This is a genomic window from Enterobacter sp. C3_dUdeg, from assembly GCF_057536195.1.
This window is the reverse complement of record NZ_BAAKFX010000001.1, coordinates 1,439,755-1,462,348: the sequence shown is the minus strand read 5'-3', so window position 1 is coordinate 1,462,348 and position 22,594 is coordinate 1,439,755. Positions and strand designations below refer to the sequence as shown.

At 44.6% G+C, this 22,594-nt stretch carries 30 protein-coding genes and 3 pseudogenes; 22 read left to right on the top strand and 11 right to left on the bottom strand.

Features of this window, described 5'->3' with window-relative positions:
- Positions 1–30: 30 nt before the first annotated feature.
- Both AC27FC_RS06990 and rluE read right to left on the bottom strand, forming a co-directional pair.
- Positions 31–504, bottom strand: a complete 474-nt coding sequence (locus tag AC27FC_RS06990; RefSeq protein WP_033145233.1) for an NUDIX hydrolase — start codon at positions 502–504, stop codon at positions 31–33.
- A 9-nt stretch (positions 505–513) separates the two neighbouring features.
- A complete protein-coding gene (gene rluE / locus AC27FC_RS06985) occupies positions 514–1,167 on the bottom strand; it encodes a 23S rRNA pseudouridine(2457) synthase RluE (protein ID WP_094935561.1) in 654 nt (217 codons plus the stop codon).
- Between the two features lie 117 nt (positions 1,168–1,284).
- Here rluE and icd point away from each other — a divergent pair, with 117 nt between their 5' ends.
- Both icd and AC27FC_RS06975 read left to right on the top strand, forming a co-directional pair.
- Entirely contained in the window at positions 1,285–2,535 is a 1,251-nt protein-coding gene (gene icd / locus AC27FC_RS06980) for an NADP-dependent isocitrate dehydrogenase (protein ID WP_032657958.1), read from the top strand.
- A gap of 121 nt (positions 2,536–2,656) precedes the next feature.
- Positions 2,657–3,505 carry a putative phage abortive infection protein gene (locus tag AC27FC_RS06975; RefSeq protein WP_023315826.1) on the top strand — a complete coding sequence of 283 codons (849 nt, stop codon included), beginning with the start codon at positions 2,657–2,659 and terminating at the stop codon, positions 3,503–3,505.
- 27 nt (positions 3,506–3,532) lie between these two features.
- Here AC27FC_RS06975 and AC27FC_RS06970 read toward each other — a convergent pair.
- The 3 genes and pseudogenes from AC27FC_RS06970 to AC27FC_RS06960 all read right to left on the bottom strand — a co-directional run.
- Positions 3,533–4,486: pseudogene (locus AC27FC_RS06970) on the bottom strand (tyrosine-type recombinase/integrase); the annotation flags it as partial.
- A gap of 21 nt (positions 4,487–4,507) precedes the next feature.
- Positions 4,508–4,630, bottom strand: a complete 123-nt coding sequence (locus tag AC27FC_RS06965) for a hypothetical protein (protein WP_010433050.1) — start codon at positions 4,628–4,630, stop codon at positions 4,508–4,510.
- 270 nt (positions 4,631–4,900) lie between these two features.
- Positions 4,901–5,281, bottom strand: coding sequence for a helix-turn-helix domain-containing protein (locus AC27FC_RS06960; protein ID WP_048961968.1), 381 nt, complete (start codon positions 5,279–5,281; stop codon positions 4,901–4,903).
- Between the two features lie 106 nt (positions 5,282–5,387).
- Here AC27FC_RS06960 and AC27FC_RS06955 point away from each other — a divergent pair, with 106 nt between their 5' ends.
- The 5 genes from AC27FC_RS06955 to AC27FC_RS06935 are packed head-to-tail and all read left to right on the top strand — an operon-like array spanning position 5,388 to position 8,246.
- On the top strand, positions 5,388–5,603 hold the full coding sequence (locus tag AC27FC_RS06955; protein WP_075210529.1) for a helix-turn-helix transcriptional regulator: 216 nt from the start codon (positions 5,388–5,390) through the stop codon (positions 5,601–5,603).
- Positions 5,604–5,606: 3 nt separating this feature from the next.
- Positions 5,607–6,161 (top strand): toxin YdaT family protein, encoded by a 555-nt coding sequence (locus AC27FC_RS06950; RefSeq protein WP_048962506.1) that lies wholly within the window; start codon positions 5,607–5,609, stop codon positions 6,159–6,161.
- Positions 6,162–6,215: 54 nt separating this feature from the next.
- On the top strand, positions 6,216–7,022 hold the full coding sequence (locus AC27FC_RS06945; protein ID WP_248175686.1) for a DUF1376 domain-containing protein: 807 nt from the start codon (positions 6,216–6,218) through the stop codon (positions 7,020–7,022).
- A 2-nt stretch (positions 7,023–7,024) separates the two neighbouring features.
- A complete protein-coding gene (locus AC27FC_RS06940; RefSeq protein ID WP_048962510.1) occupies positions 7,025–7,765 on the top strand; it encodes an ATP-binding protein in 741 nt (246 codons plus the stop codon).
- 19 nt (positions 7,766–7,784) lie between these two features.
- Positions 7,785–8,246, top strand: coding sequence for a PerC family transcriptional regulator (locus AC27FC_RS06935; RefSeq protein ID WP_196354583.1), 462 nt, complete (start codon positions 7,785–7,787; stop codon positions 8,244–8,246).
- 209 nt (positions 8,247–8,455) lie between these two features.
- On the opposite strand, the gene AC27FC_RS06930 is transcribed toward AC27FC_RS06935, so the two are convergent.
- From AC27FC_RS06930 to AC27FC_RS06915, 4 genes are all read right to left on the bottom strand, one after another.
- Positions 8,456–10,579 carry a KAP family P-loop NTPase fold protein gene (locus AC27FC_RS06930; RefSeq protein ID WP_048962514.1) on the bottom strand — a complete coding sequence of 708 codons (2,124 nt, stop codon included), beginning with the start codon at positions 10,577–10,579 and terminating at the stop codon, positions 8,456–8,458.
- Positions 10,580–10,786: 207 nt separating this feature from the next.
- The gene (locus tag AC27FC_RS06925) at positions 10,787–10,933 is read right to left on the bottom strand and encodes a hypothetical protein (protein ID WP_157845156.1); all 147 of its coding nucleotides are present in this window, start codon (positions 10,931–10,933) and stop codon (positions 10,787–10,789) included.
- A 27-nt stretch (positions 10,934–10,960) separates the two neighbouring features.
- Positions 10,961–11,101, bottom strand: coding sequence for a hypothetical protein (locus tag AC27FC_RS06920; RefSeq protein ID WP_157845155.1), 141 nt, complete (start codon positions 11,099–11,101; stop codon positions 10,961–10,963).
- Complete coding sequence (locus AC27FC_RS06915) at positions 11,094–11,723, bottom strand: DUF6338 family protein (protein ID WP_048962517.1); 630 nt, start codon at positions 11,721–11,723, stop codon at positions 11,094–11,096. Before AC27FC_RS06915 ends, AC27FC_RS06920 begins: the two co-directional genes overlap by 8 nt.
- A 224-nt stretch (positions 11,724–11,947) precedes the next feature.
- Here AC27FC_RS06915 and AC27FC_RS06910 point away from each other — a divergent pair, with 224 nt between their 5' ends.
- The 5 genes from AC27FC_RS06910 to AC27FC_RS06890 all read left to right on the top strand — a co-directional run bounded on the left by AC27FC_RS06910 (position 11,948) and on the right by AC27FC_RS06890 (position 14,532).
- Positions 11,948–12,181 (top strand): DinI-like family protein, encoded by a 234-nt coding sequence (locus tag AC27FC_RS06910; protein ID WP_048962519.1) that lies wholly within the window; start codon positions 11,948–11,950, stop codon positions 12,179–12,181.
- A gap of 415 nt (positions 12,182–12,596) precedes the next feature.
- Complete coding sequence (locus AC27FC_RS06905) at positions 12,597–12,797, top strand: hypothetical protein (protein ID WP_048962521.1); 201 nt, start codon at positions 12,597–12,599, stop codon at positions 12,795–12,797.
- Positions 12,788–13,156 (top strand): RusA family crossover junction endodeoxyribonuclease, encoded by a 369-nt coding sequence (locus AC27FC_RS06900; RefSeq protein ID WP_023343840.1) that lies wholly within the window; start codon positions 12,788–12,790, stop codon positions 13,154–13,156. Before AC27FC_RS06905 ends, AC27FC_RS06900 begins: the two co-directional genes overlap by 10 nt.
- Positions 13,156–14,175: a DUF968 domain-containing protein gene (locus AC27FC_RS06895; protein WP_196354806.1), complete on the top strand. Its 1,020-nt coding sequence runs from the start codon at positions 13,156–13,158 to the stop codon at positions 14,173–14,175. Before AC27FC_RS06900 ends, AC27FC_RS06895 begins: the two co-directional genes overlap by 1 nt.
- A 9-nt stretch (positions 14,176–14,184) precedes the next feature.
- Entirely contained in the window at positions 14,185–14,532 is a 348-nt protein-coding gene (locus AC27FC_RS06890; protein WP_121425926.1) for an antiterminator Q family protein, read from the top strand.
- A gap of 568 nt (positions 14,533–15,100) precedes the next feature.
- Here AC27FC_RS06890 and AC27FC_RS06885 read toward each other — a convergent pair.
- Positions 15,101–16,027 carry a hypothetical protein gene (locus tag AC27FC_RS06885; protein ID WP_121425927.1) on the bottom strand — a complete coding sequence of 309 codons (927 nt, stop codon included), beginning with the start codon at positions 16,025–16,027 and terminating at the stop codon, positions 15,101–15,103.
- Between the two features lie 234 nt (positions 16,028–16,261).
- On the opposite strand from AC27FC_RS06885, the gene AC27FC_RS06880 reads away from it, so the two are divergent.
- From AC27FC_RS06880 to AC27FC_RS06850, 7 genes and pseudogenes are all read left to right on the top strand, one after another.
- Positions 16,262–16,477, top strand: coding sequence for a class II holin family protein (locus AC27FC_RS06880; protein WP_023292747.1), 216 nt, complete (start codon positions 16,262–16,264; stop codon positions 16,475–16,477).
- The gene (locus AC27FC_RS06875) at positions 16,477–17,013 is read left to right on the top strand and encodes a lysozyme (protein WP_110973589.1); all 537 of its coding nucleotides are present in this window, start codon (positions 16,477–16,479) and stop codon (positions 17,011–17,013) included. Before AC27FC_RS06880 ends, AC27FC_RS06875 begins: the two co-directional genes overlap by 1 nt.
- Entirely contained in the window at positions 17,010–17,528 is a 519-nt protein-coding gene (locus AC27FC_RS06870) for a hypothetical protein (RefSeq protein WP_121425929.1), read from the top strand. Before AC27FC_RS06875 ends, AC27FC_RS06870 begins: the two co-directional genes overlap by 4 nt.
- 863 nt (positions 17,529–18,391) lie before the next feature.
- Entirely contained in the window at positions 18,392–18,619 is a 228-nt protein-coding gene (locus AC27FC_RS06865; protein WP_487159859.1) for a hypothetical protein, read from the top strand.
- A gap of 582 nt (positions 18,620–19,201) precedes the next feature.
- Positions 19,202–19,405 (top strand): hypothetical protein, encoded by a 204-nt coding sequence (locus AC27FC_RS06860; protein WP_023292741.1) that lies wholly within the window; start codon positions 19,202–19,204, stop codon positions 19,403–19,405.
- A gap of 432 nt (positions 19,406–19,837) precedes the next feature.
- Positions 19,838–20,200, top strand: a pseudogene (locus AC27FC_RS06855) (terminase small subunit); the annotation flags it as partial.
- Between the two features lie 121 nt (positions 20,201–20,321).
- Complete coding sequence (locus AC27FC_RS06850) at positions 20,322–20,678, top strand: hypothetical protein (RefSeq protein WP_048979566.1); 357 nt, start codon at positions 20,322–20,324, stop codon at positions 20,676–20,678.
- A 179-nt stretch (positions 20,679–20,857) separates the two neighbouring features.
- On the opposite strand, the gene AC27FC_RS06845 is transcribed toward AC27FC_RS06850, so the two are convergent.
- Positions 20,858–21,298 (bottom strand): hypothetical protein, encoded by a 441-nt coding sequence (locus tag AC27FC_RS06845; RefSeq protein ID WP_065419809.1) that lies wholly within the window; start codon positions 21,296–21,298, stop codon positions 20,858–20,860.
- 379 nt (positions 21,299–21,677) lie between these two features.
- Here AC27FC_RS06845 and AC27FC_RS06840 point away from each other — a divergent pair.
- The 3 genes and pseudogenes from AC27FC_RS06840 to AC27FC_RS06830 form a co-directional block, all read left to right on the top strand.
- Positions 21,678–21,848: pseudogene (locus AC27FC_RS06840) on the top strand (NADP-dependent isocitrate dehydrogenase); the annotation flags it as partial.
- A gap of 77 nt (positions 21,849–21,925) precedes the next feature.
- Entirely contained in the window at positions 21,926–22,273 is a 348-nt protein-coding gene (locus AC27FC_RS06835) for a DUF1304 domain-containing protein (protein ID WP_094935562.1), read from the top strand.
- A gap of 74 nt (positions 22,274–22,347) precedes the next feature.
- A complete protein-coding gene (locus AC27FC_RS06830; protein ID WP_058840812.1) occupies positions 22,348–22,593 on the top strand; it encodes a DUF2543 family protein in 246 nt (81 codons plus the stop codon).
- Position 22,594 lies beyond the last annotated feature (1 nt).

Genomic DNA, 22,594 nt, shown 5'->3' with positions numbered 1-22,594 from the left:
CGACATTGAACTTCAAGGCGGCGTATTCTATCACGCCCCCCCACCATTGACACCCTCTGTAAACGGCCAGTTAAATGCGCCGATGACGTCCAGCGGTAAGCGGCCAGCAGACTGCCAGCAGCGAATGCTTTCCGCAACCAGCGGCGAGCGCAGGTTTGGCGCGTTCAGGATCTCGTCGGCGGTGACCCAAAGACAGCGATCGATATCGTCATCCTGCGGCTCTGTGGCGCACGTTTCGCTAAGCTCAACGGCGAATAAAAAGCGCAGAAACGGGGTGTGATCCGGCGCGATCCACTGGTGCATACGGATGAAGTGCTGGGGCTCAGCGTGAATACCGGTCTCTTCCCACAGCTCGCGTTTTGCTGCCTGCAGCAGGGTTTCATTGGCTTCAAGGTGTCCGGCAGGCTGGTTCCACAGCGCTTTGCCGTTAATGCTCTCTTCAACAACAAGGAATTTACCCCTGGCGTGGACCACGCAGGCAACCGTGACATGAGGTTTAAACATAGTGACTCCTTAAGGGGTGACGTCGCGCCATTCGCCGTTTGCCAGCGTTTCCAGGGTGTAGCTGCCCATGGCGTAGCGAATGAGACGCAGGGTAGGGAAGCCGACGTGTGCGGTCATGCGGCGAACCTGGCGGTTGCGGCCTTCATAAAGGGTGATTTTGAGCCAGCTTGTCGGGATGGATTTGCGTTCGCGAATCGGCGGGTTGCGCGGCCACAGCCACTCCGGCTCATTCACGCGTTCAATACCTGCGGGCAGGGTTGGGCCGTCGTTCAACGTCACGCCGCTGCGTAGTGCTTCTAGTGTCGCGTCATCCGGCTCGCCTTCCACCTGGACGAAGTAAATTTTGCCGGTGCGTTTGCCCGGCTGCGTGAGCTTTGCCTGCAACGCGCCGTCGTTGGTTAAGACCAGAAGGCCTTCGCTGTCGCGGTCCAGGCGCCCGGCCGCGTAGACACCCTGAACAGGAATGTAGTCCTTCAGCGTGCTGCGCCCGGCTTCATCGGTAAACTGCGGCAAAACATCGTAGGGTTTATTGAACAAAATAACCCGCTTCGGCTGGGTTTCCTGCGGTCTTCTGGCGGCTTGTCGCGAGCTGAATCGCTCAACCCGGTGTTTTGTAAAAGAAGTTTTCTTCATGGTATTTTCAGGCGTTATCAATTGCCGCATTATAGCCTAATAACGAAGACCTTTCATGGCGCAGGACAATCAGGTACTATCGAAGGGCTCATTACAATTTATTAACATAAGATCAGTAACAACCAGAAGCGCTCGAAGGAGAGGTTAATGGAAAGCAAAGTAGTTGTTCCGGCGGAAGGTAAAAAGATCACCCTGCAAAACGGCAAGATTAACGTTCCTCACAATCCGATTATCCCGTTCATCGAAGGTGACGGTATCGGTGTAGACGTTACCCCGGCGATGCTGAAAGTGGTTGATGCCGCTGTTGAGAAAGCCTACAAAGGCGAGCGTAAAATTTCCTGGATGGAAATTTACACCGGTGAGAAATCTACTCAAGTTTATGGCCAGGACGTCTGGCTGCCAGCAGAAACGCTGGACCTGATCCGCGACTACCGCGTTGCTATTAAAGGCCCACTGACGACGCCAGTTGGCGGCGGTATCCGTTCCCTGAACGTGGCACTGCGTCAGGAGCTGGACCTGTACGTGTGTCTGCGTCCGGTTCGTTACTATCAGGGCACCCCAAGCCCGGTTAAGCACCCTGAACTGACCGATATGGTTATCTTCCGCGAAAACTCAGAAGACATCTACGCGGGTATCGAATGGAAAGCGGACTCAGCTGACGCAGAAAAAGTGATTAAATTCCTGCGCGAAGAGATGGGCGTGAAGAAAATTCGCTTCCCTGAGCATTGCGGTATCGGCATCAAGCCATGCTCTGAAGACGGTACTAAACGTCTGGTGCGTGCGGCCATCGAATACGCGATCACCAACGACCGTGACTCTGTGACTCTGGTTCACAAAGGCAACATCATGAAGTTCACCGAAGGCGCGTTCAAAGACTGGGGCTACCAGTTGGCGAAAGAAGAGTTCGGCGGTGAGCTGATCGACGGTGGCCCATGGCAGAAGATTAAGAACCCGAACACCGGCAAAGAGATCATCATTAAAGATGTGATCGCCGATGCGTTCCTGCAGCAGATCCTGCTGCGTCCTGCAGAATACGACGTAATTGCCTGTATGAACCTGAACGGTGACTACATCTCTGACGCCCTGGCAGCTCAGGTTGGCGGTATCGGTATCGCCCCTGGCGCGAACATCGGTGACGAGTGCGCCCTGTTCGAAGCGACCCACGGTACTGCACCTAAATACGCGGGTCAGGACAAAGTGAACCCAGGCTCTATCATCCTGTCCGCAGAGATGATGCTGCGTCATATGGAATGGTTCGAAGCCGCAGACCTGATCGTTAAAGGTATGGAAGGCGCGATCAACGCGAAAACCGTCACCTATGACTTCGAACGTCTGATGGAAGGCGCTAAGCTGCTGAAATGCTCAGAGTTTGGCGACGCGATTATCGCGAACATGTAATCCACTTGGTGGATTAAACATGAACGGGAGCCACTTGGTTCCCGTTTTTATTATTAGCTTTCTAACGGTTATCAAAATTTTATCAAAATAAGTTATCAAAATAACAAGGTTAGGGATTGATATGTTACGTGCTTTGACGCTTATTAGTGTGGGACTGCTAATTAGTTATGGTTATAGTTATCTTTTAATGAATGATATTTGGCCGTTTACTGGTATGAATTTGGAACAACGAGGTTCTTTTGGCGACTCATGGGGAACATTTACTTCCATCTTTTCGGCATTAGGATTTTGTGGGGTGATATGGACAATCAAATTGCAGTTAGATGCTACTAATAAAATTGAAAACGACTCAAAATTAAGGGCGGAATCTGAGAAGCTCAGAGATTTTGAAAACTCATTTTTTAATATGTTATCTATCTTGCAAACGATTATAAATGATATGAAAGTCCCTGCTGGGAAGCAAACAAAAGAGCGTGAGGGGAGAGCAGTATTCACTTATCATTATAGAAGATTTAAATCTCATTGTGAATTAACCTATAATATAAATACAATATCTGATTTAAACCATTCAATGTTTGTGTTAGAAAATGAGCTGTTTTTTTATTCTGAAAAATTCTGGGAATACTTTAAACACCGCTCTAGTAATTTCTCGCATTATTATAGGTATATATATAATCTTTATAAATTCATTCATGAATCATCGATTAAAGATTCCGACAAGAAAAAATATGCAAATATTTTGCGCGCGCAAATATCAAATTATGAACTTATGATATTATATTACAATGGCATTTCTAAGCACGGTTCCAAGTTCAAAATTTACATTGAGGAATACTCTCTTTTTGATAATTTACCTGTGGACCGACTTGTAAGTGATGTCCATGTATTATTTTACGACATTAAGGCTTGGGGGGATAATGTTGATGCGCTGGCATTGTTCACTAAATGCAAGTTAAAAAATATTATCTAGATAGTGGGCATTTCAAAATGCCCTTAGTCATAATCCTACAAAAGTCCATGCCTTACCTCGGTCATCATGATAGCGAGCTGTCTGATTAGGCGATTTATGCCCCAGAAGTTTTTGCGTATCGATGCCCTGAGCTTCATAAAGACGCTCCGCTAAAGATCGTTGTTCGTGGAACGTTGCTGGTGTTCCATCCCCCCAATTTATTTCTGCTTTATCACGGGCCTTACTGAAATTCATTGTTATTGTGTTCGACTTCACCTGCGCACCTCGTTCGGCCATTGAGGTCGCCCGGAAGAAATGGATAAGGTATGGACTCACTGCATAGTCACGGCAACGCGCAACTACATCCCTCAAACTCCAGTCAATCGCGTTAAGTCTAAGAGATAGTGGGATCGCTAGCTTGCTTCCAGTCTTTTCCTGAACAACATGAAGATGGTCATCCCAAATATCGCTAAACTTCATGTTGGAAATATCCCCAAGGCGTTGGCCAGTAACGAGAGCCAATAGCATTGCATTGCCCATGTATTGATGGCGGGCATCAGCTATCTCGAAAATCTTTTGCCATTCGTCGAGGTTAAGACGTTGTCGGGTAACCCGCCGGCGCGGTTGTTTTGTAGCAAGAGCCGGGTTATAACCCGGCGGTACCTCGCCATAATGCTGTGCTTCTTTGAACACATCAATTAACACTGAGCGTATGACCTGAGCCATTCGTGGCTGGCCCTCTGCAACATAGGACTCCAGTATCTGGGCAACATCCCGAACATCGACGGACGAAATCAATTTCATTCCCACGCTCTCACGAAGTAGGGCTACTGGTTTAGCCTTTTGCTTATGAGTGTTCAGCTTGATATCACCGTTCTCCAGTCTTTCATCCTGAATTATCCAATAACGATCTAACCACGTATTTGTTGTTATCGCCTTTCCTTTGCTGGAGGCGATTTTGTCACTGATAGCCAAAACCTGCCTGGTGCGCTGTTCAGCTAACGATTAGGGCAAAGAACGAGCTCATGCTTTTAGCTCTGGATTGCCTTTTTGGGCCAGTAAGTAGCAAAGCTTACGAACCAGAACTTCAAACAGATTTAAGCGAACGGCTTGGCAGCCAGCTTTTTTGCGTGCGAAATCGATCATGGTTAACTCCTGTGTGCCTTTAACGCCAGGCTGGCGGAACGGTAAACCTGCTGCGCGATTGTCTTGCCATCTCATCCGGTGTTTCGTATGCCGCCGGCAGCTACTTCGTGGGCGTCCTGCCTTGATGACGTTGCTGTGTTTATAGTTAAACCCATACTGTGATTTAATGTCAACACATGATGTGTTTTTGTGGGTGGAATTTTCAGGGACGGGGATTTATGGGCACAAAAAAACCAGCCTGCAGGCTGGTTCAGTAGACTCTATGGCAATCTAGTCTTCTGCAGATTTGAAGCGACCTCGAAGATACTTTTCAACATACTCATCAATTTCTTTCAAACGAACTTGGAACAAATCGATCATTCGTTCTTGCTCGGCTTCTGGCAACTGATCAAACAAGTCGAGCAGTCTCCTATGCTGAGGAGAAAGCCACTCTTGAGTAGATTCAGGTCCAAAAACAAGTTCTGCCGGAGGGATCCTCAATGCTTTGGCCAGCGCTATAGCATCATCAATACCAATAGCTCTGCTTGCAGATTCATAGTTGCCTATACGTGATTGAGCCCACCCACACAATTCTGCGAGTGTCTTTTGAGATAAGCCTTTTTGCTCTCTGGCCTGCTTTAGCCGCGCAGCAATACGTTCATTTGTATTCATAAAATCGTTTTACCACGAAGCGTGTTATTGCTCAAAAACATATTGTGTTGACAATGAAACACGATGCGTGTTTAAATCCGGTCTATCGATAACCAAGAGGTCCAATATGAACAAAATAGCGAGCGAGAGACTATCTCTCGGTTTAACACAGGAACAGCTAGCTCTGATGTTCGGGTGGCGTCAATCCCGTATCTCTAATTATGAAAATGGGACTCGCAAGCCAAACCTGAATGATTGCCGACGTATTGTAGAAAAATTTAATGAACTCGGGTCTCAATGCACTCTCGATAGTGTATTTCCACCAATCCTCCCTAAGGAGTGAAGAATGCAATACATAACGTATGAACATCATATCAACATGACCAATGTTTCTTTGAAATCCGAAAATCATTTCCATATGAAACGCAGGGGGCAAATTAGCTGCCGACGAATATTTGAAGCAGTGCGGGAGTGGGAATCTATTTTGCCCGGCCAGGCGCAGGAAACAATCGCTCAGCTGGTGGCTGAAAAGTGGGCGAAGGAAGGGGGCCGTGGTATCACGCTTAATAAGCAGAATTTATTCCGATATCTGAAAAACGAAGGTGGCTCGGAAAAATACACCGCTTACGTCATGCAATTGTCGGTGGCAATCGTCGCCGCTATGCCCCTTGAGATCGCCCGAAAGCATGGCCTAAGTAATGCCAGAACGGAAGCCGAGCTTGTGGCGAGCTCAATCAAAGAATGCAGTGAGGCGCATCAGGCTAAGTTACTTGGCGCCCCCCTTCAAAAGCTTGAAAAAGAGATTCGTGAAGCAGCAATCGCTTTGTTCAATATGTTACCTGCCGACGCGGCGGGACCACTACTGGCGAGCATCAGCGCCGTAGCGCCGCAATTGTTTTAATCGAGTTTTGAGCAATAACCATTACGTGCCGGGAAACCGGACAAGGGAGTAACCATGGCAGCGCTGCCTTACATGCAACTTTATATTGCTGATTACCTGGCGGACACCATGCATCTGTCTACAGAAGAGCATGGCGCATACCTGCTGCTGATGTTCAATTATTGGCAAACAGGTCGCCCGATCCCCAAAAACCGCCTCTCGAAAATAGCACGGCTAAGCAACGACCGTTGGGATGCCGTTGAGCCATCGTTGAAAGAGTTTTTTAACGACACTGGCACCGAATGGTTGCAGGAGAGAATTGAGCGGGATCTGGAGGCTGTGAAAAATTCAATCAGTCAAAAGTCGGCCGCAGGTAAAGCGTCCGCCCAGGCCAGAAAGGCCAAAAAAGGAGCAAGCACCCAACAAAACAGTAACGAGCGTTCAACGGGTGTTAATGCTCCGTTTGAACAGAGCAGCAACGGCAACTCAACTAATAAAGATACAGATACAGATACAGATACAGATCTAAAAGAGAAACAAGAGAGAGAGTTAAGCGCGCAAGAATCATTTTTGCCGCCAATCGGCAAATTCCCGATTACCGATGACTGGATGCCGAGTGATGACTTTGTCGGGCAAGCCGCACAGTGGGGAATTAATCTCGGTGACCGCCCTGGTTATACCCCAGTGGAACTTCAGCAGTTCCGCGATTACTGGAAGTGCGAAGGGAAGGTAAAACACCACCTGCAGTGGGAACAGACTTTCGCCTCGAGCCTGAAAACATCCCGAGCCAAAACCTCAACCTCTGGGGCATCTTCTCGCCGTCAGGCAGGCTTTGGCATTTCACAACCAGACACTGAGATCCCACCGGGATTCAGGGGGTAACTATGAAATCGACGCACGATTTGCTTGGTCGTCTCCGCAATATCATGCCTGCAGGTGTCCAGCCGAAGTTTACCAGCAGTCAGGAATTGATGGCCTGGCAGCAGGAAGAAGGCCGTAAGCGTGCAGTAGAGCTGGAAAAACTAAATCAGCGGGCGCGAGCGGAGAAGATATTTGGGCGTTCAGGGATATGCGATCTGCATAAGGGGTGCACTTTCTCAAATTATCAGGTGAGCAACGACGGGCAAAAGCATGCTCTCACCATGGCAAAGAGCTATGCCCATAACTTCGGGTCTGGTTTCACTAGTTTCATTTTCAGCGGGAGCTGCGGGACCGGGAAAAATCATCTTGCTGCAGCAATCGGTAATTACTTGTTGCAACGTGATCACTCCGTTCTGGTGGTTACAGTACCTGACCTGATGTTGCGCGCTCGTAAGTGCTATGACGAGGGGCAATCAGAGTCCGCGCTGTTGGATGACCTGTGCAAAGTAGATTTACTGGTTCTTGATGAAGTCGGCGTCCAAAGAGAAACGCGAAACGAATGGGTTTTACTCAATCAAATTATTGATCGTCGTATGGCGGCGATGAAACCAGTGGGCGTCCTGACTAACCTAAATTTTGATGAATTATCGAAGACTCTTGGTGAGCGGGTAATGGACCGCTTAACCATGGATAACGGTATCTGGGTGAACTTTGTTTGGGGAAGTTATCGCAAAAACGTAACCCATTTACGGGTTGTTAAGTAATCAAATCGAGTATTGACCAATGACCAAAACATTAACCCAAAAAGAGCAGGTGGCGGTGTTTGTGCACTACCAACCGAACTGCGCCGTTGGCGATGTATCCGGAGCGCTGGATATGGCTGGCGGGACAGCGGGCAGACTTCTGCGTGAGCTGAGTGACGAAGGCGTGATTATTCGCTTACGTGACAGCGTTCAGTACACATACCGGGCGGTACCGCACGCAGATTTTCCAGACATAATCCTCCTGCGCAGGGTTGAAAAAAGTGATCCGGTCAGGATGCAGGCTGCCGAGCAGAAAGCGAAGGAGCTAGAGGAGAGGGGGCTTTGGCGAAGGGCAGCAGAAGTATATTCGGACATGTTTGGTATCGCCGGTAGTGTTGTTGAAGTAGCCCGTATTGCCAAGCGTTGTAAATACTGCCTGCGCCAGGCGGGTAGGATGCGGGAATGGCGGGTCAAGATCAGATGCGGGAATGGCCAACGATAAGGTCATGCATACACTACCCCATTACACGCAGCACGAATGTGAGTCTACATAAGGCCACACCAAAAAAGACATAGCTATAGAAAAAGCGTATTTTGCGATAATGCACTATTGTTGCAGTTAATATAATAGCCAAGCCAACCAAGTATCATTGGTTGGCTTGATGTGAGAAATATTTTTAGCATATCCCAATATGCCATTAGTGCTCATCGTTACCAGTTATCAGACTTTGTAGCATCACGAAGATAATATTTACCCCCATCAAGAATGCTCTTTAGTGCAGCCTGTACTGGGTAACTATAATCGGTAATATCTAACAACCCAACCTTATTTTTTAGTTTTTCTAAATCGATAATATCACCGAAATTGCTTTCATCAATTTGCGCATAAGGCCCGTTAACTGAATCACTGCCTGCACGCTTAAGTACCTCAGCAATTCTAATAATTCCATTTTTTTTATTTATTAAATTATCTATAAATTGAGCTGCCAAATGTTTAGATGATCTCCTTAACTCCAAAAATATATGCGATTCAAGATGGTTTTTAATAAATCTTTTTGTTGTAAGTGCGTCAAGAGCGTTATGTTGATATGTTATCTCTAATTTATCAAGTAACTCTTGAGTGATCCATGGATTACTTTCATCAGTACCGTTGAGTTGACGTCTAACTTTGTATAATACATCAGCCCCCAGAGGGGTATTTTCTTTTCTAGATATTATGCTTTTGATTAGTTCGTTTTTGTTGGTACTTTCTGAAATGACTTTATTTGTCAGCCAATTCATTTTTCGGTATAAATCTGAAGATAGAAATCCGTAATTAGACTCCTGTGATATGATAAGTTTTTCTGAGAATAGAAATTTATCATATATACATTTCAAAATATCAAAGGCATCATCATCGATAATGTTGGAATAGTTAGTCATCATTTCAAAAAAACGATCTTCAGCGTTGCTTGATTCAACGTCAATTAGGAACTCAGATCTAGATATTTCACCTCGAATAAATTTAATGATGTCCTGATCTGATAAATATCCAATAGGAGTTTCATAATGAAATGCAACATGTAAGCGTTGAGGCGCAGACACTCTTCCTGCATAATCAGGGTTTGTAACCCCATAATGCGAGTAGCCTCCAGAGGCAAGCAAAGGGAACACTTCACCTAGAAGATTAATCATTAATCTCCGATCTTTATCATTGAAAATTTGAAGATGATGATTTCTTTCATTATCGAATGTTTTGACGATTTCTTCCGGCTTTTCTAACAAAAGTCCATCATTGGTAAATCTCTTTCCAATATATGCTTCAGGATTGTTTTTTATGTGTTCATATAGGCTGTTTGATTTTATTGCTATTAATGATAAAGCAAACAGATCTGAAAAACATACCTGACCTTCTACTTGTGCTAAAATAAATCTCAAATGGTTAAAAAGTTTTTTTATTTCCCTTGGGTTCTTAATTAAGTGTTTGAAGTAATTGTGAAATATCCAACTTAAGCGCTCTTGATCATTTTCAAAATTTTCTGTGAGTTTATTTTCGCTAAGGTTAGAGAATTCAATTTCTGCAAGCTCGGTTATACTACTCTCTGAAATAACTGGAAGTGGTACCCGTAACTGAACAATCTTATTGATGTATTGTGCGGAGTTTTCTATGCCATTTTTTTTAAGTACTTCAGTTAGATAATTGGGATCAAATGCAAGCAGGAATGAAGTGCCAGGGAAGTCCGCTACTGCTTTAACCAATCGTAATACCTGAAATGTCTCAGTCGGTGTTAATCTATCAATGTCATCGATAATTATTATGATTGGATAAGGAAGTTTTTGTATTTCTTTAGATACTTTATTTTTTTTACTTAAAAGATCTAACTCTTTTAAGTCTTCGGTTTTTTTTGTAGCGCTTGAAAATTTTGAAAATACTTTTTCTAGGATAGATGCCCATGGTTCAGTTCCAGGGACAAGTTTTGCAATATTAAATAAACTTGCATATTTTACCAACTCTTTCGAGACTTTAAGTGCTAAGGATGTTTTATCCTTAAGGTTTAACTGTGCTGAGAAGCTGACCAGAAAATCTTGTATTAAAGATTCGGGATTGCCCGCTAACCAAGGGTTATATTCAATGATAGCGGGGTAAGTCTCCTTTTCCTGTAAGGCACCTTTAATTAAATTTATTACTGATGTTTTGCCATTTCCCCATTCACCCTCTAATGAGACAGTAAGACATTCATCTTCACAATTAAGTAGAAGTACATTTGCTAGTCCGTTTGCAAAACTGAGTCTATTTAGAAGGTCGGGATCATCAATTCCGCCATAAATGGGTTGATCGTTATGATATTTGCTCATGTTTGTCTCTTCGAACAGGAATATAATGTTGAATTTTTGTGATAATTGATAAATCAAATCGTAATTCAAGTCAAGAGAAATTCAAAGCAGGAAGTATTTCAGACATCTGTTTCACTCGCATGATGAAAAAAAGTTCCTAAAGCAAACATCTCATTGTTTGCTGTTACCAAACCCAGAAGATAAAAAGCCCCAAAAGGGGCTTGGCAGTTATGGCTTCTTAGGTGGTGGCGCTGGTTGCGTAACTTGCTTAGGTGGCTTGTAACCTTCGTTAATAGGCTGAGATTTAGGTTGGTAACCGTAGTCATTTTCTTTCGGACGGTAACCTTCATTTTTGAATTTTCCGTTATTTGTCATGTGATTTCCTTTTTTAAATATGATAGTTCAAGGTTTCTTCGGTGGAGGGGCTGGTTGTGATGTCTGCTTAAGCGGTTTGTATCCACTATTTACATCTTGTTTTGGTTGGTAGCCTTTATTGTTAGGCTGATAACCATCTTGAGCTATAGGTTTCTTAGTTTCACTCACTATTATCTCCTTCTTGACTATTTTCACTAGGGTTAGTGAATCTGAAAAATTCAATGTGCTCAATATCTTTTGAAAGAATCAAAATGCCAAGCGTATCTGTTCTTGCCCTTTCAAACCCCCCATCTGCGTTGATCACCCAATTTTCTTCAAGGTATAGCTGCTCTGGATTAGGAGAACTTGATGAAAATGAGTCAGCAGAATATTTGCCAGCTATTTTATTTCCATCTTTAAGAGTAACTATAACCCATGATGACATTCTTAGCCCGAAATAATAATCCCAAGCCCGCCCTGTAGGATGTGGAAGCAAATTACATAGCCACTTCCACGATCGCATCCATACAAATAATAAAGTCAAGATGATAGGGCTAACAAAGAGAACACACAAATAGAAAAGCATGTATGTGATTAAATGAGTGGCACCATATTGCGATTTTTCAAATAAATATATAGGTATTAGCCATATTGCATAATTGATGCAGCTATATGTTACAACCTCAATAACTGTCTTAGACGTATCAAGTTGAACATTGGGATGTAGTACACTGTACAGCTTCATACTTAGAAAACCCGGAATAACGAAGGCTATGAAAATGACCAATTTATTTGTATCCCAAATATCCATGTATTTCTTTCCTTACACAATAATTCCGTAAATGGATTATGCCACTTATCACTTGCCAGAAGCATGGAGATTATCACCATCTTGAAAGAATTTTTACTCTTGCGGAGTCCCAAGGGTGATGTAGTCTCTACTCGTTTGTTTGACAATTCGTGCTGTTAAGCCGTTGATCAAACTTCTCCATAAGTGTACTGTATAAACATACAGCTTTTGCGGTGGAGGCGCTTATGAAAGTTGAATTAACCATTGATCGTACTAAAGAACTTCCAGAGGGTGCAGTCCCGGCACTTGAGAGAGAATTATTAAAACGGATCCAGAGTCAGTTCGGTAACTGCAGTCTGATTGTGCGTCGCGCAGGTTCCGATGGGTTAAGTGTTTACGGTGGCGAAAAAGAAACTAAGAAAAAGGTTGAGGAAATCCTCCAGCAGACCTGGGAAAGTGCAGACGACTGGTTTTATTGAAACAGCATGCAGAAATTTTCCAGTTTGGAGGGGAGATCGGTGAAACAAAAAGAAGAATTACCAAATAAGGGCTATGCGGTCATCAGGTGCAACGATGGGGTTATCGTTGCGCGACTGCACTCATTTCCTGATAGTGGTCGTGCACTCATGTACAGACGCGGGGATGAGGTGTCATTCATGCCGTTACAGGATGATGAGATAGTAGGAACACCGACACTCTTTACGCAGATGCTTGAACGGGCTGGTTATCGCGTTTCCAAGAATTCTGTTACACTCCCGTCATAGGCCTGAACACCCTATACCTGCTGCGCCACTGGAGAGATACCATGGCGCAAATACCAAACCAGAATAAATCCTTACTGACCCTTCAAAGGGCCAGCAATTTTCTTTTGATGTCACTCCTGCAGGAGGCGGCATGAAGAAAAGCTGGTTCACTTACACCGGGCTGACAACCGAAGAAGCCAATGAGCTGGTGGCGCGCTATAAGTCCAAAGGGGTTCCCGTCGAGAAAAGCCTCGATATTGACCCTCGTCTTTGGATAGTCAGCGCATTACTACCTCAGCAAAAATCCTCAGCTAAGACAGCGCAAAGCATGCGTTCTCGTGCATGGGGGTGATCGTGACAGTGTACAACATCCTCCCGATGGGTAAGCCACGCATGACGCGTGCAGACAAATGGAAAAAGCGCCCTGAAGTTATGCGTTACCGGGCCTTTTGCGATCACGTCCGGCTGCTGGGCATTTACATGCCAGAGTCAAATTCGCACGTTACCTTCGTTCTTCCGATGCCGAATAGCTGGAGCAAAAAGAAGCGCGCAGAGATGAACGGGCAGCCCCATCAGGGTAAACCCGATCTTGATAACCTGATGAAGTCTCTGATGGATGCGCTCTTCGAGGACGACACGCATATCTGGGATTCAAGGATAACAAAGCTCTGGGGCGAGAACGGGCAGATCATTATCAGGGAGAGCGAGTGATGCGTGCGCTTCTTCGACCTGTGATTGCTAGGGAGCTGGGTGTCGTACTTTTGAAGCCAGGAAGAGAGCTGATGGAGTTGTTCACCGCAGGAAGAGTGTTAATCGAGCGCCAGCCAGAAAGTATGGCCGGGTATCAAACTGGTCGCGTTTCGGACGCGCGGCAGCCACTGGCTGAAAACGAGCAGCTGCGAAGCTTCTTTCTGAATGAAAAGGTGCTGACTGCAGCTGGCGGTATTAGCGGGCTTGATTACTGGTTGCTGAAGCACGGCGCCGGACATTGCCAGAACGCCCACAGTGATTACCACTATCACGAACTAACCATCATGCACCATGAGCCTGGATCCATCCTTCTTTGTGGCTCTTGCGATAACCAGCTTCGAGAGCAGTGTACCGAGGAACTAGCAGAACTGGCATGGAGAAACGTAATTGCCTTTGTTCTGGATTCGGTTCGTATTTCACTCGCTATCGACAAAAGCCGCGAGATTTCTCTCGCTGAACTCTGCTGGTGGGCAGTTCGTAAAGGGGTTACGGATGCACTTCCAGAATCATGCGTTCGTGAAGCGCTTCGTTTACCTCAAGAAAGCAAGATCGGTCGCGAAAGCGATATTACGCCTTCTGTGCCGGCCAGCAGCATCCTTAGGAAATTAGTTTCAGCGGTCGACCTGCCTGATGCGCTGACAGAACCCCTAGTAGGTGTGATGGTGGATCCGGCGCCGCCTCAGTCTTTCATGCGTCGACCAAAGCGTCTTCGCTGGGAAAGTCGCGATTATCTGAATTGGGTGAAAACACAGCCCTGTGAATGCTGCCAGCAGCAATCAGACGACCCACATTACTTAATCGGATGGGGGCAGGGTGGCATGGCGACAAAAGCGCATGACATTTTCTCCATACCACTTTGCCGAAAGCATCACATCGAACTGCATAACGACCGACTGGCATTCGAGCGCAAATATGGCTCGCAGCTGGAAATGATCATTAGAGTGCTGGACCGGGCCTACGCGCTCGGCGTTCTGGCGTAAGGAGGACTTATGAACGATATGTATGAATTAATGGACCGTTGGGGTGCTTGGGCTGCAGATGAACATAATGGCGTTGACTGGCAACCAATCGCTGCCGGATTTAAAGGACTTCTTCCACACGGAAAGAAATCACGAAATCAGTGTGATGATGATACAGGTATAATGATCGATGGTTGCGTTGCTAGACTGAGGAAGTTTAAGCCTGATGAGTATGAATTGATCATTGCCCACTTCGTGGTCGGTATTTCGCTAAGAGCAATAGCTAAAAGGCGTAATTGCTCTGATGGAACAATAAGAAAGGAATTACAAACAGCACTCGGCTTTATCGATGGATGTATATCTATGATAAATTATTAACATCTTTTTTTGATCTAAATTGCAGGTAGCAACCTCATTGATACCTGCTTATTTCTGTTTTAGAAGGATTTTGATGTTCATTCTTATTATTGTTAGACAATGAATCAGGAAGCATATTGTAAGTATGGCAAGCCAAACACATAATAAACAAGCGTAGAGGTTAGTTGACAATCCTATTGTAAATTGAAGTATGGCTGTGATAAATGAAAGAAGAATTGATGAGTTTATAAATGAGGATAGGTTGTCTAATGGCTTGAATAAGTTTTTTTCACTTATGTCCGCCTCATCTACCTCATAAGCTTCACAGAATGAAGCTTTATATTCAGGTGTGGCGAAAACTTTATCTCTTAAGTTGACTATTACGAATGTATGTAAACTGAGAAGGAATGAACCAACAGAGATAAATCCTGAGAATAAATATCCACGAAGGTTTTTATGGTAGAAATCAAAAAAATTATCACTGACTACTGGAGTATGTCTATACAGGAAGAATAGCCCTGTGAGACACAGGGCGGAAATGATAATTAATAAAGCGTATTGCACGCCTATTTTCTGCCTAACGACCGCATCAGTTAAAGACATTTTTATTTTTCCCTTTCAACATTTCGTCTTTTATTATAGCGAATACTTTGCTTTTGAGGTAGTTCGTGTTTGTGATTCCATCTGTTTCCTTAGCTATACTATCGAATTCGTAAGTCTCAAGAAAAGTAGGGCAATTCATAAAATCGACTACTTTTTCAATGCCTGAATGATCTACAGCTCTTACTCTTGCTTTTACGATACCGGTTACATTTTTATAAATATCTGCGAGATGCTGTGATAACGGGGTTGTTCTTACTCGGCTTGCAGATTCAATATTGAAGTTAATATCTGTAGTATTAATGAAAGGTGAAAGTGCAGTCATTGGACCTGATTTGAAATCTACATGATCAAATTTAAAAGTAGCTTGTTTTATCTCCTTAAATGCACGCAAAATTGATGAAATGTCTTTTTTGCTGGTAATTAAGCTGAACTCGAATCTGGCTTGATATTTTTCATTTATTTTTCTTACTAAATCTGGATCTGGAGATTTCCCTAAAAGATCTATCTCCTCACTGCATTTACTTCGGATAAATTCATTGCTTATAGTCTGTAAGTGCGTAAATACGCCGTTTAGCGAGCAAGAACCATGATGATACATATATAAGCCTTTAAGATTAGACTTTTTTATACAAAAGAAATTAAAGCTGACTAGTTTGTCGCCTTTGGTTAAGTCCTCTACTTTAAGTTTGAATTTTCCCTTGGAAAATTGCGCTAAACAGTTTTTTTTCTGATTTCTGAAGGTTACAACCAAGCCACTGTAAAAACTCTTATCATCAGATATAAGGATTTGACGAGAGTAATCAGTTCGGTTGTGAATACGAGAAGAATTTTTTATGAAATCAGACATTACATCCGAAGTATTTATGTTTTTATTATTGTTTTTTATAGTAAATCCAATGCTCTTAATTCTCATTTTCATTCCTTTAGGTGATAAGCGCTGTGTGGCATTAGTGAAACAAACACATGATATGAAAATGCTAACGCGTACGCAAAATATATCGTAGTCTGTTAAGAGTGGTTTCTATGCCATGGACTTAAAACGATATCTGGGTCTCATTTTACAGAGGCCTCAAGCTTTTTAGGGCTACCTTCGGGTGGCCTTTTTGTTTCCTACAAACAAGCACCCGCAACTGAGCGAGGTGAGAGTATGTATCGAATGGACAAAATAACTACTGGCATTTCCTACGGCGCATCGGGAGGTAGTGCCATTTACTGGTTTAGAAGACTTCTTGACGGTTACTCCCCAGAGCAGTGGGCGGCTATAGGTGTGATCGGTAGTTTACTGTTCGGCTTGCTCACCTTTCTCACCAACCTCTATTTCCAAATCAAAGCAGACCGTCGAAGAGCTGCGCGAGGTGAATGATGTCTAATAAATCAAAACTCAGCGCAGCAGTGCTGGCACTAATCGCATCAGGTGCATCTGCTCCACTCATTTTTGACCAGTTCATCAGCGAGAAAGAAGGCAATGTGCTGGTGGCCGTTGTTGATCCGGGTGGGGTCTGGTCTTTATGTCACGGCGTGACCGTTATCGATGGCAGGCGTATTGTTAAGGGCATGACGGCCACTGAGGAACAATGCCGGAAGGTTAACGCTATTGAACGCGATAAAGCATTAGCCTGGGTTGATCGCAATATCAAAGTGCCTCTGACAGAGCCACAGAAGGTGGGTATCGCATCCTTCTGCCCGTATAACATCGGCCCCGGTAAATGCTTCCCATCGACCTTCTATAAGCGCATCAACGCAGGTGACCGTATCGGTGCATGCGAGGCAATCCGCTGGTGGATTAAGGACGGTGGACGTGATTGCCGCCTGACTAAAGGCCAAAAGAATGGCTGTTATGGGCAGGTTGAGCGGCGCGAACAGGAAAGTGCGTTGACGTGCTGGGGGCTCGACCAATGAAAATTAATCCGGGTCTTATCGGCGTTGTCGTTATTGCTGGCCTTTCGGTCGCTCTCGTTAAGAGTTGCTCCGACGCCAGTAGCCTTCAGAGCGATAACGACATTCTGCGAAGTGACAACTCTTTGCAGGGGCAGGTAATCGCCACCCAGGCATTCAACTTCAATCGATTCAATCAGGTTGCAGAACATGCCAATAGGCTTAACTCCCTTATCGACACCAGCACCGAAGAAACTGTAATCGAATACCGGGAGATTCTCCGCCGTGAAAAAACCTGTGATCTGCCTGTTCCTGCTGATATCGCTGGTGGGTTGCTCGAATACGCGTACCGTTTACGTTCCAGCGCAATGCACGCCGATACCGACGGACCTGACTCAGCCGATGATAGTGCCGCTGCCGCCAGCTCAATGACGTACTGCCAGGCAGTCTTGTGGATTAAGCCTCTACTGGCCGTGATTGAGAAGGGCAACAATAACTTCGCAGGTATAAGGCAGATAGAGCTGGAAAGGAAAAACTAGGGATGGCTCGTCCTTGAGCACACGGGTATTTCTGAACGACGGCTTTACCTGACATAGCAAAGCACCTTTAAATTCTAGAAAAGACTCAATATTTAACAAGCGAAGCGCATCAATCCGAAAAAAAGCCCCCACAAGGAGGGCTACGGGAGTCTCAGTTTCACATGCTCTTTTATCGATGTTTCCCTGGAGTTGGCATTCTCCGCATCAGAGTCTTGGATATCCTGGCATGGACCCAGAGATCAACAAGCGTAAGCGTAAAGAATTAAGATTTAACTTAGGCAGGTTGATTGGTGTTAGGTGCCAAGTTATCTATCTGTTCACGATATCGATGTTGAGAACCGCCAGACGAAGAAAGACATACTGGCACATAACACAGCGTGGCATGCGAACTGCCACAAGGAAACCAGAGCCTCGCAATATCGGGGCTTTTTGTTGAAGGGTTCTGGAGCATAGGATTGACAGAAAATTTGCTGAGGGAAGATTGAACCACTTCATACTTTAAGGATATATCCTACCTGATGGGCAGTTAAATTATTACCATCTCCAGTGCTGCATAACGCAGCGATTCTCTGGGGATATTAGAATGGCTTTGTATTACGTGAATACCAACAAGCAGTCCAATGGTGACAATGAAGTTCATGTTTCTGGTTGTACTTATTTGCCGTCAGAATTGAACAGGAGATATCTTGGTAGCTATGACTCCTGTTCTCCTGCTGTGACGGAGGCTAAACGCCTTGGTTACAATGCAAATGGATGTTATTTCTGCTGTAAGCCTTGTCACACAACCTAACTAAACCAAATCCCAAACCTATCGAAGGTCGCCAATGGCGGCCTTTTTTATTACCAGAAGAAGGAGAAGAAGCATGTTAACAGTAAAAGTAATGTCGCCTGGTGGCGGCGAAGAGATTCACGACGGTTTGAGCGTAGGATTCAATCCAAAACAGCAAAGCATTGCAGTATCTGGTATGGACCAGAATATCTTCTTCAAAGAGGGAGAGGTTGCCTACGTGATGAACCAGAACGGGAAGACGGTATCTCGTTACGAGCATATTTACCGTCAGGAAGTGCTGCATAACGACGTGGAATCGTAGCCATTACAAAGCTCACCTGCTGGTGGGCTTGATAATGGATATCCCCTACAGCGGATAATCAACCAAATATCCTCAGTAAGGGGTAAGCATTACAGCAGACATTCACTGAGTGCCTGTGATAATGCTTTCAGTAGAGTATACGTTGCCTTAAAATAAAGTTTTTATAACTGTATGATAAGGACGCTTATGTTGTATTTTCTAGTGTGGGAGATTTACTCCGCTGATTGGATTTTAGTAAAGAAGGGGAATGTCTTCCTTCGATTAGAAGAGGGGCAGGATATAGACTCTCAGGTTTTGTTAACTGAGATGGGTATTGCTGAAGCAAACAACGTCAGCCGTCGCCAGTGTGTTGTTACCTCAATCCAGTCAATCCAAAAACTCGAAGCATAACTTTATCCTCATTGGCCACTGGCATCCGCTGGTGGCATTTTTAATGCGCATCGCACGTGCATATCAAAGAAAGTCTTTCAGCTGTGAGCCTGGGCAAACCGTTAACTTTCAGCGGCTTTGCCGTGCATTAGAGCTTTACAAAACAGCATTCAGAATTATCCTAATAGCTCTTTAATAAAAGGAGTTAGGTGTATGAGAATCCTCTGGGCTATTTGTGTTGTATTCGGGGCTATTGGTTTTGTTCAAGGTATCGTTGGGGTTTTCGGCGCTGTCAGCGCGCCTCAGCAAGCAGCAGGAGCAGCCATGGGAGTTGCCTGGGCAGTAATTCCTTACTGCATTGTCCGAGCCATACAGCAGATGCGGCCGCAGGAAGTAGTGATTAAAAAAGAAGATTGATTGTCATTATCCATATCAAACCAAGCCTCGCCTTAGCGGGGCTTTTTAATGTACATCGTACGTGCAGGTCGAAGAAGGTCTTTCAGATGTGAGCCTGGCCACTGCTGCGAAGCCGCGCTGCATGATATGACCTACATTCAGCAATGCAAAATAGACGTTTAGATGTCTAAATGAATGTTGGTGAATGCATGCAAATGATAATCAATGTCATTATGGGTCCTTTCCGGCAATCCGCCTTGTTACGGGGCGGCGACCTCGCAGGTTCTCGCTATTTATGAAAATTTTCAGGATTTTGCCTTTTCCGTTCTTCTTCTTGCTAAGTATCTGTCTTTGCTGGGTATAACCCACCACAAGAAAGGAAGTTTTAAAGCCTGGTAGTAGTCATTTTACCCGGCATGGTTTCCTTACCCTGTGTTTCGCCTGGAGTTCGTCATGGAGGTCAATAAAAAACGCCTTTCAGAGATTTTTGATGTCAGCATCCGCACGATCCAGAACTGGCAGGATCAGGGAATGCCAGTTGCGCGCGGTGGTGGAAAAGGTAATGAAGTGCTTTATGACTCTGCCGCCGTAATCGAATGGTATTCCGCCCGTGACGCAGCGATAGAAAACGAAAAGCTGCGCAAAGAGGTTGAACAGCTGAGAGTTGATTCAGAATCAGACCTTGTGCCTGGCACGATTGATTATGAGCGCCATAGGCTTACCCGAGCCCAGGCTGATGCTCAGGAACTAAAAAATGCAAAAGAGTCCGCTGAGGTGGTGGAGACCGCATTCTGCACGTTCGTGCTGTCGCGGATATGCACTCTTTATAAGAAGTTTCCAGCTGATCAAACTACCTGGTCGTGACAACTGTCACATAAAACCTTGTTGTTTCAGGGCTAATACCTCTCTAAGATTGATTAAAAAGCGAGGTGTTAAAATGAAAGTAAGCATAAGAAGTATCCATAATCATGGGGATGCGAAAGAGGAATACGTTGTTTTAGATGTGAATGAAGACTGCAAATTACAATATTACATGTTGCAAGATACTACCTACACGAATAACGGTAATATTTCTTCAAAACTGAGGCATTCTTATTGGTTGCCTTCTTATGATGCGAAAAAAGGTGATGAAATAATTATTAATACTCGGTCAGGTAAAAATCTGATACCAGTTAGAGAAAAAGGTGGGAAAAAATTCACCTTCTATTGGGGGTTAAATTCGGCGGTTTGGAATGATGAAGGGGATTGTGCTGTCTTATTTGAGATAAATACTTGGAAGTCAAAGGGCGTATAATTATTATGGGTCTATACGATTTTATCGTTGTCGGGGGTTATTCCCCCATTTTTCCCTAATGATTCCCCGTATAAATTTTAAACATTGAAAACCAGCCGTAAGAGGCTGGTTTTCAATGTTTTTTTTGGTCGGCACGAGAGGGTTTGAACCTCCGACCCCCGACACCCCATGACGGATAACTATGGATTTTTCAGTAGTAGTTCATGAGCTTTAGATAACCTTCCTTCGATGGCTTTATATCTCGTGCCAGCCATCACCCCTTCACCCAATTGAAGCCCATTTTCATTATAGAACTTTCTAATCGAGCTAATGTATTTCTCAATGATTTCTATTTCTAAAGAATAGTTTTTGTCCTTCCTGGCTAAAATTGCTACTCTCTCAAAGTAAAATGGGGCAGCCACTAAGCCAACTAAATCCATTTTTTTTAGCTCGGATTCGCAGCAACGCATCATCGTGTGCAAATCATTTTTATGTGTTTGAGCTAAGTTGTAAGTCTCTGTTCCATCGACAAGAAGCTCTCCGTTTGTACTTTCGGTCAAAAGCTGGCCGCTGGATTTTCCGAGGAAAGCAAATTCGTCATCAAAAGCCTTATCAAAAAAATCTTTATGGAACAAACCCATAACTTATCACTCGATATGAATAAATATTAAGTATTTATAGATCATCTTCTACGTAAAATGAATGGTATCTTCGCTAAAACCTTCGCCATTGTGACCTTTCGATAAACGTAAGTCATTGATTAATTTTATGTGAAAATTACGGTTTAGTGGCGAAAAATCAATGTATGCATTTGATTATTATGGATAACATGAGTGATTCAAAAACACCTTTGATTTAGCGTACTCAAGAGGAAGATAATTTCTTCAACTGAAAAATGGTTATCAAAACCCAAAAATAATTAAATACAATCAACTGGTTAGCCTGCGGCTAAAAATGTGTGACGAGAGCATTATTTCTGATGTTTATACTTAAAAATCAATGCGTCATGATTGAATTCATGAAATACTGCTGCGTCATATGGAATGGTTCGAAGCCGCAGACCTGATCGTTAAAGGTATGGAAGGCGCGATCAACGCGAAAACCGTAACCTATGACTTCGAACGTCTGATGGAAGGCGCTAAGCTGCTGAAATGCTCAGAGTTTGGCGACGCGATTATCGCGAATATGTAATCCAGATTCTGGGTTAAACAAGAGCGGGGGCCTGAGGGTTCCCGTTTTTTTTGCCTCTGCCTGCGGGAGACAACACGATGTTAGCCACCGTCCTTATCGCTGTCGTTGTATTCATCCATCTTTATATTCTTGTGCTGGAAATGTTCCTGTGGAATACCAAAACAGGGCATAAGGCCTTTAATCTGCGTCCTGATTTTGCGCGCGAGACCCGCGTGCTGGCCGCGAATCAGGGGCTGTATAACGGTTTTCTGGCGGCCGGTCTGCTCTGGAGCCTCTGGCTCGGGGAAAAGGGGATTCAGGTGGCCATCTTCTTCCTTACCTGCGTGCTGATCGCCGGACTCTTTGGCGCAGCCACCGCCAGCCGAAAAATTTTGTATGTACAGGCCGCGCCCGCTCTCGCAGCGCTGCTTGCGTTACTCATCTGAAGCAATGCTTTGGTTGAGATAGGGCGTCCGATATACTGATGGCTTTACCCTTACAGGTTAGCGACGAGACTGTTATGAACAACGATATCCCACTGAAATATTATGACATTGCCGATGAGTACGCGACGGAAGCCGCTGAGCAGGTCGCTGAGTCAGAGCGCGACGCGCTGGCACATTATTTCCAGCTGCTGCTCACCCGTTTATCGAATAATGAGGAGATTAGCGAGGAAGCCCAGCAGGATATGGCCACTGAGGCCGGGATCCGTGCGGGTCGCGTTGATGATATTGCGAACTTCCTCAATCAGTGGGGAAATGAATAGT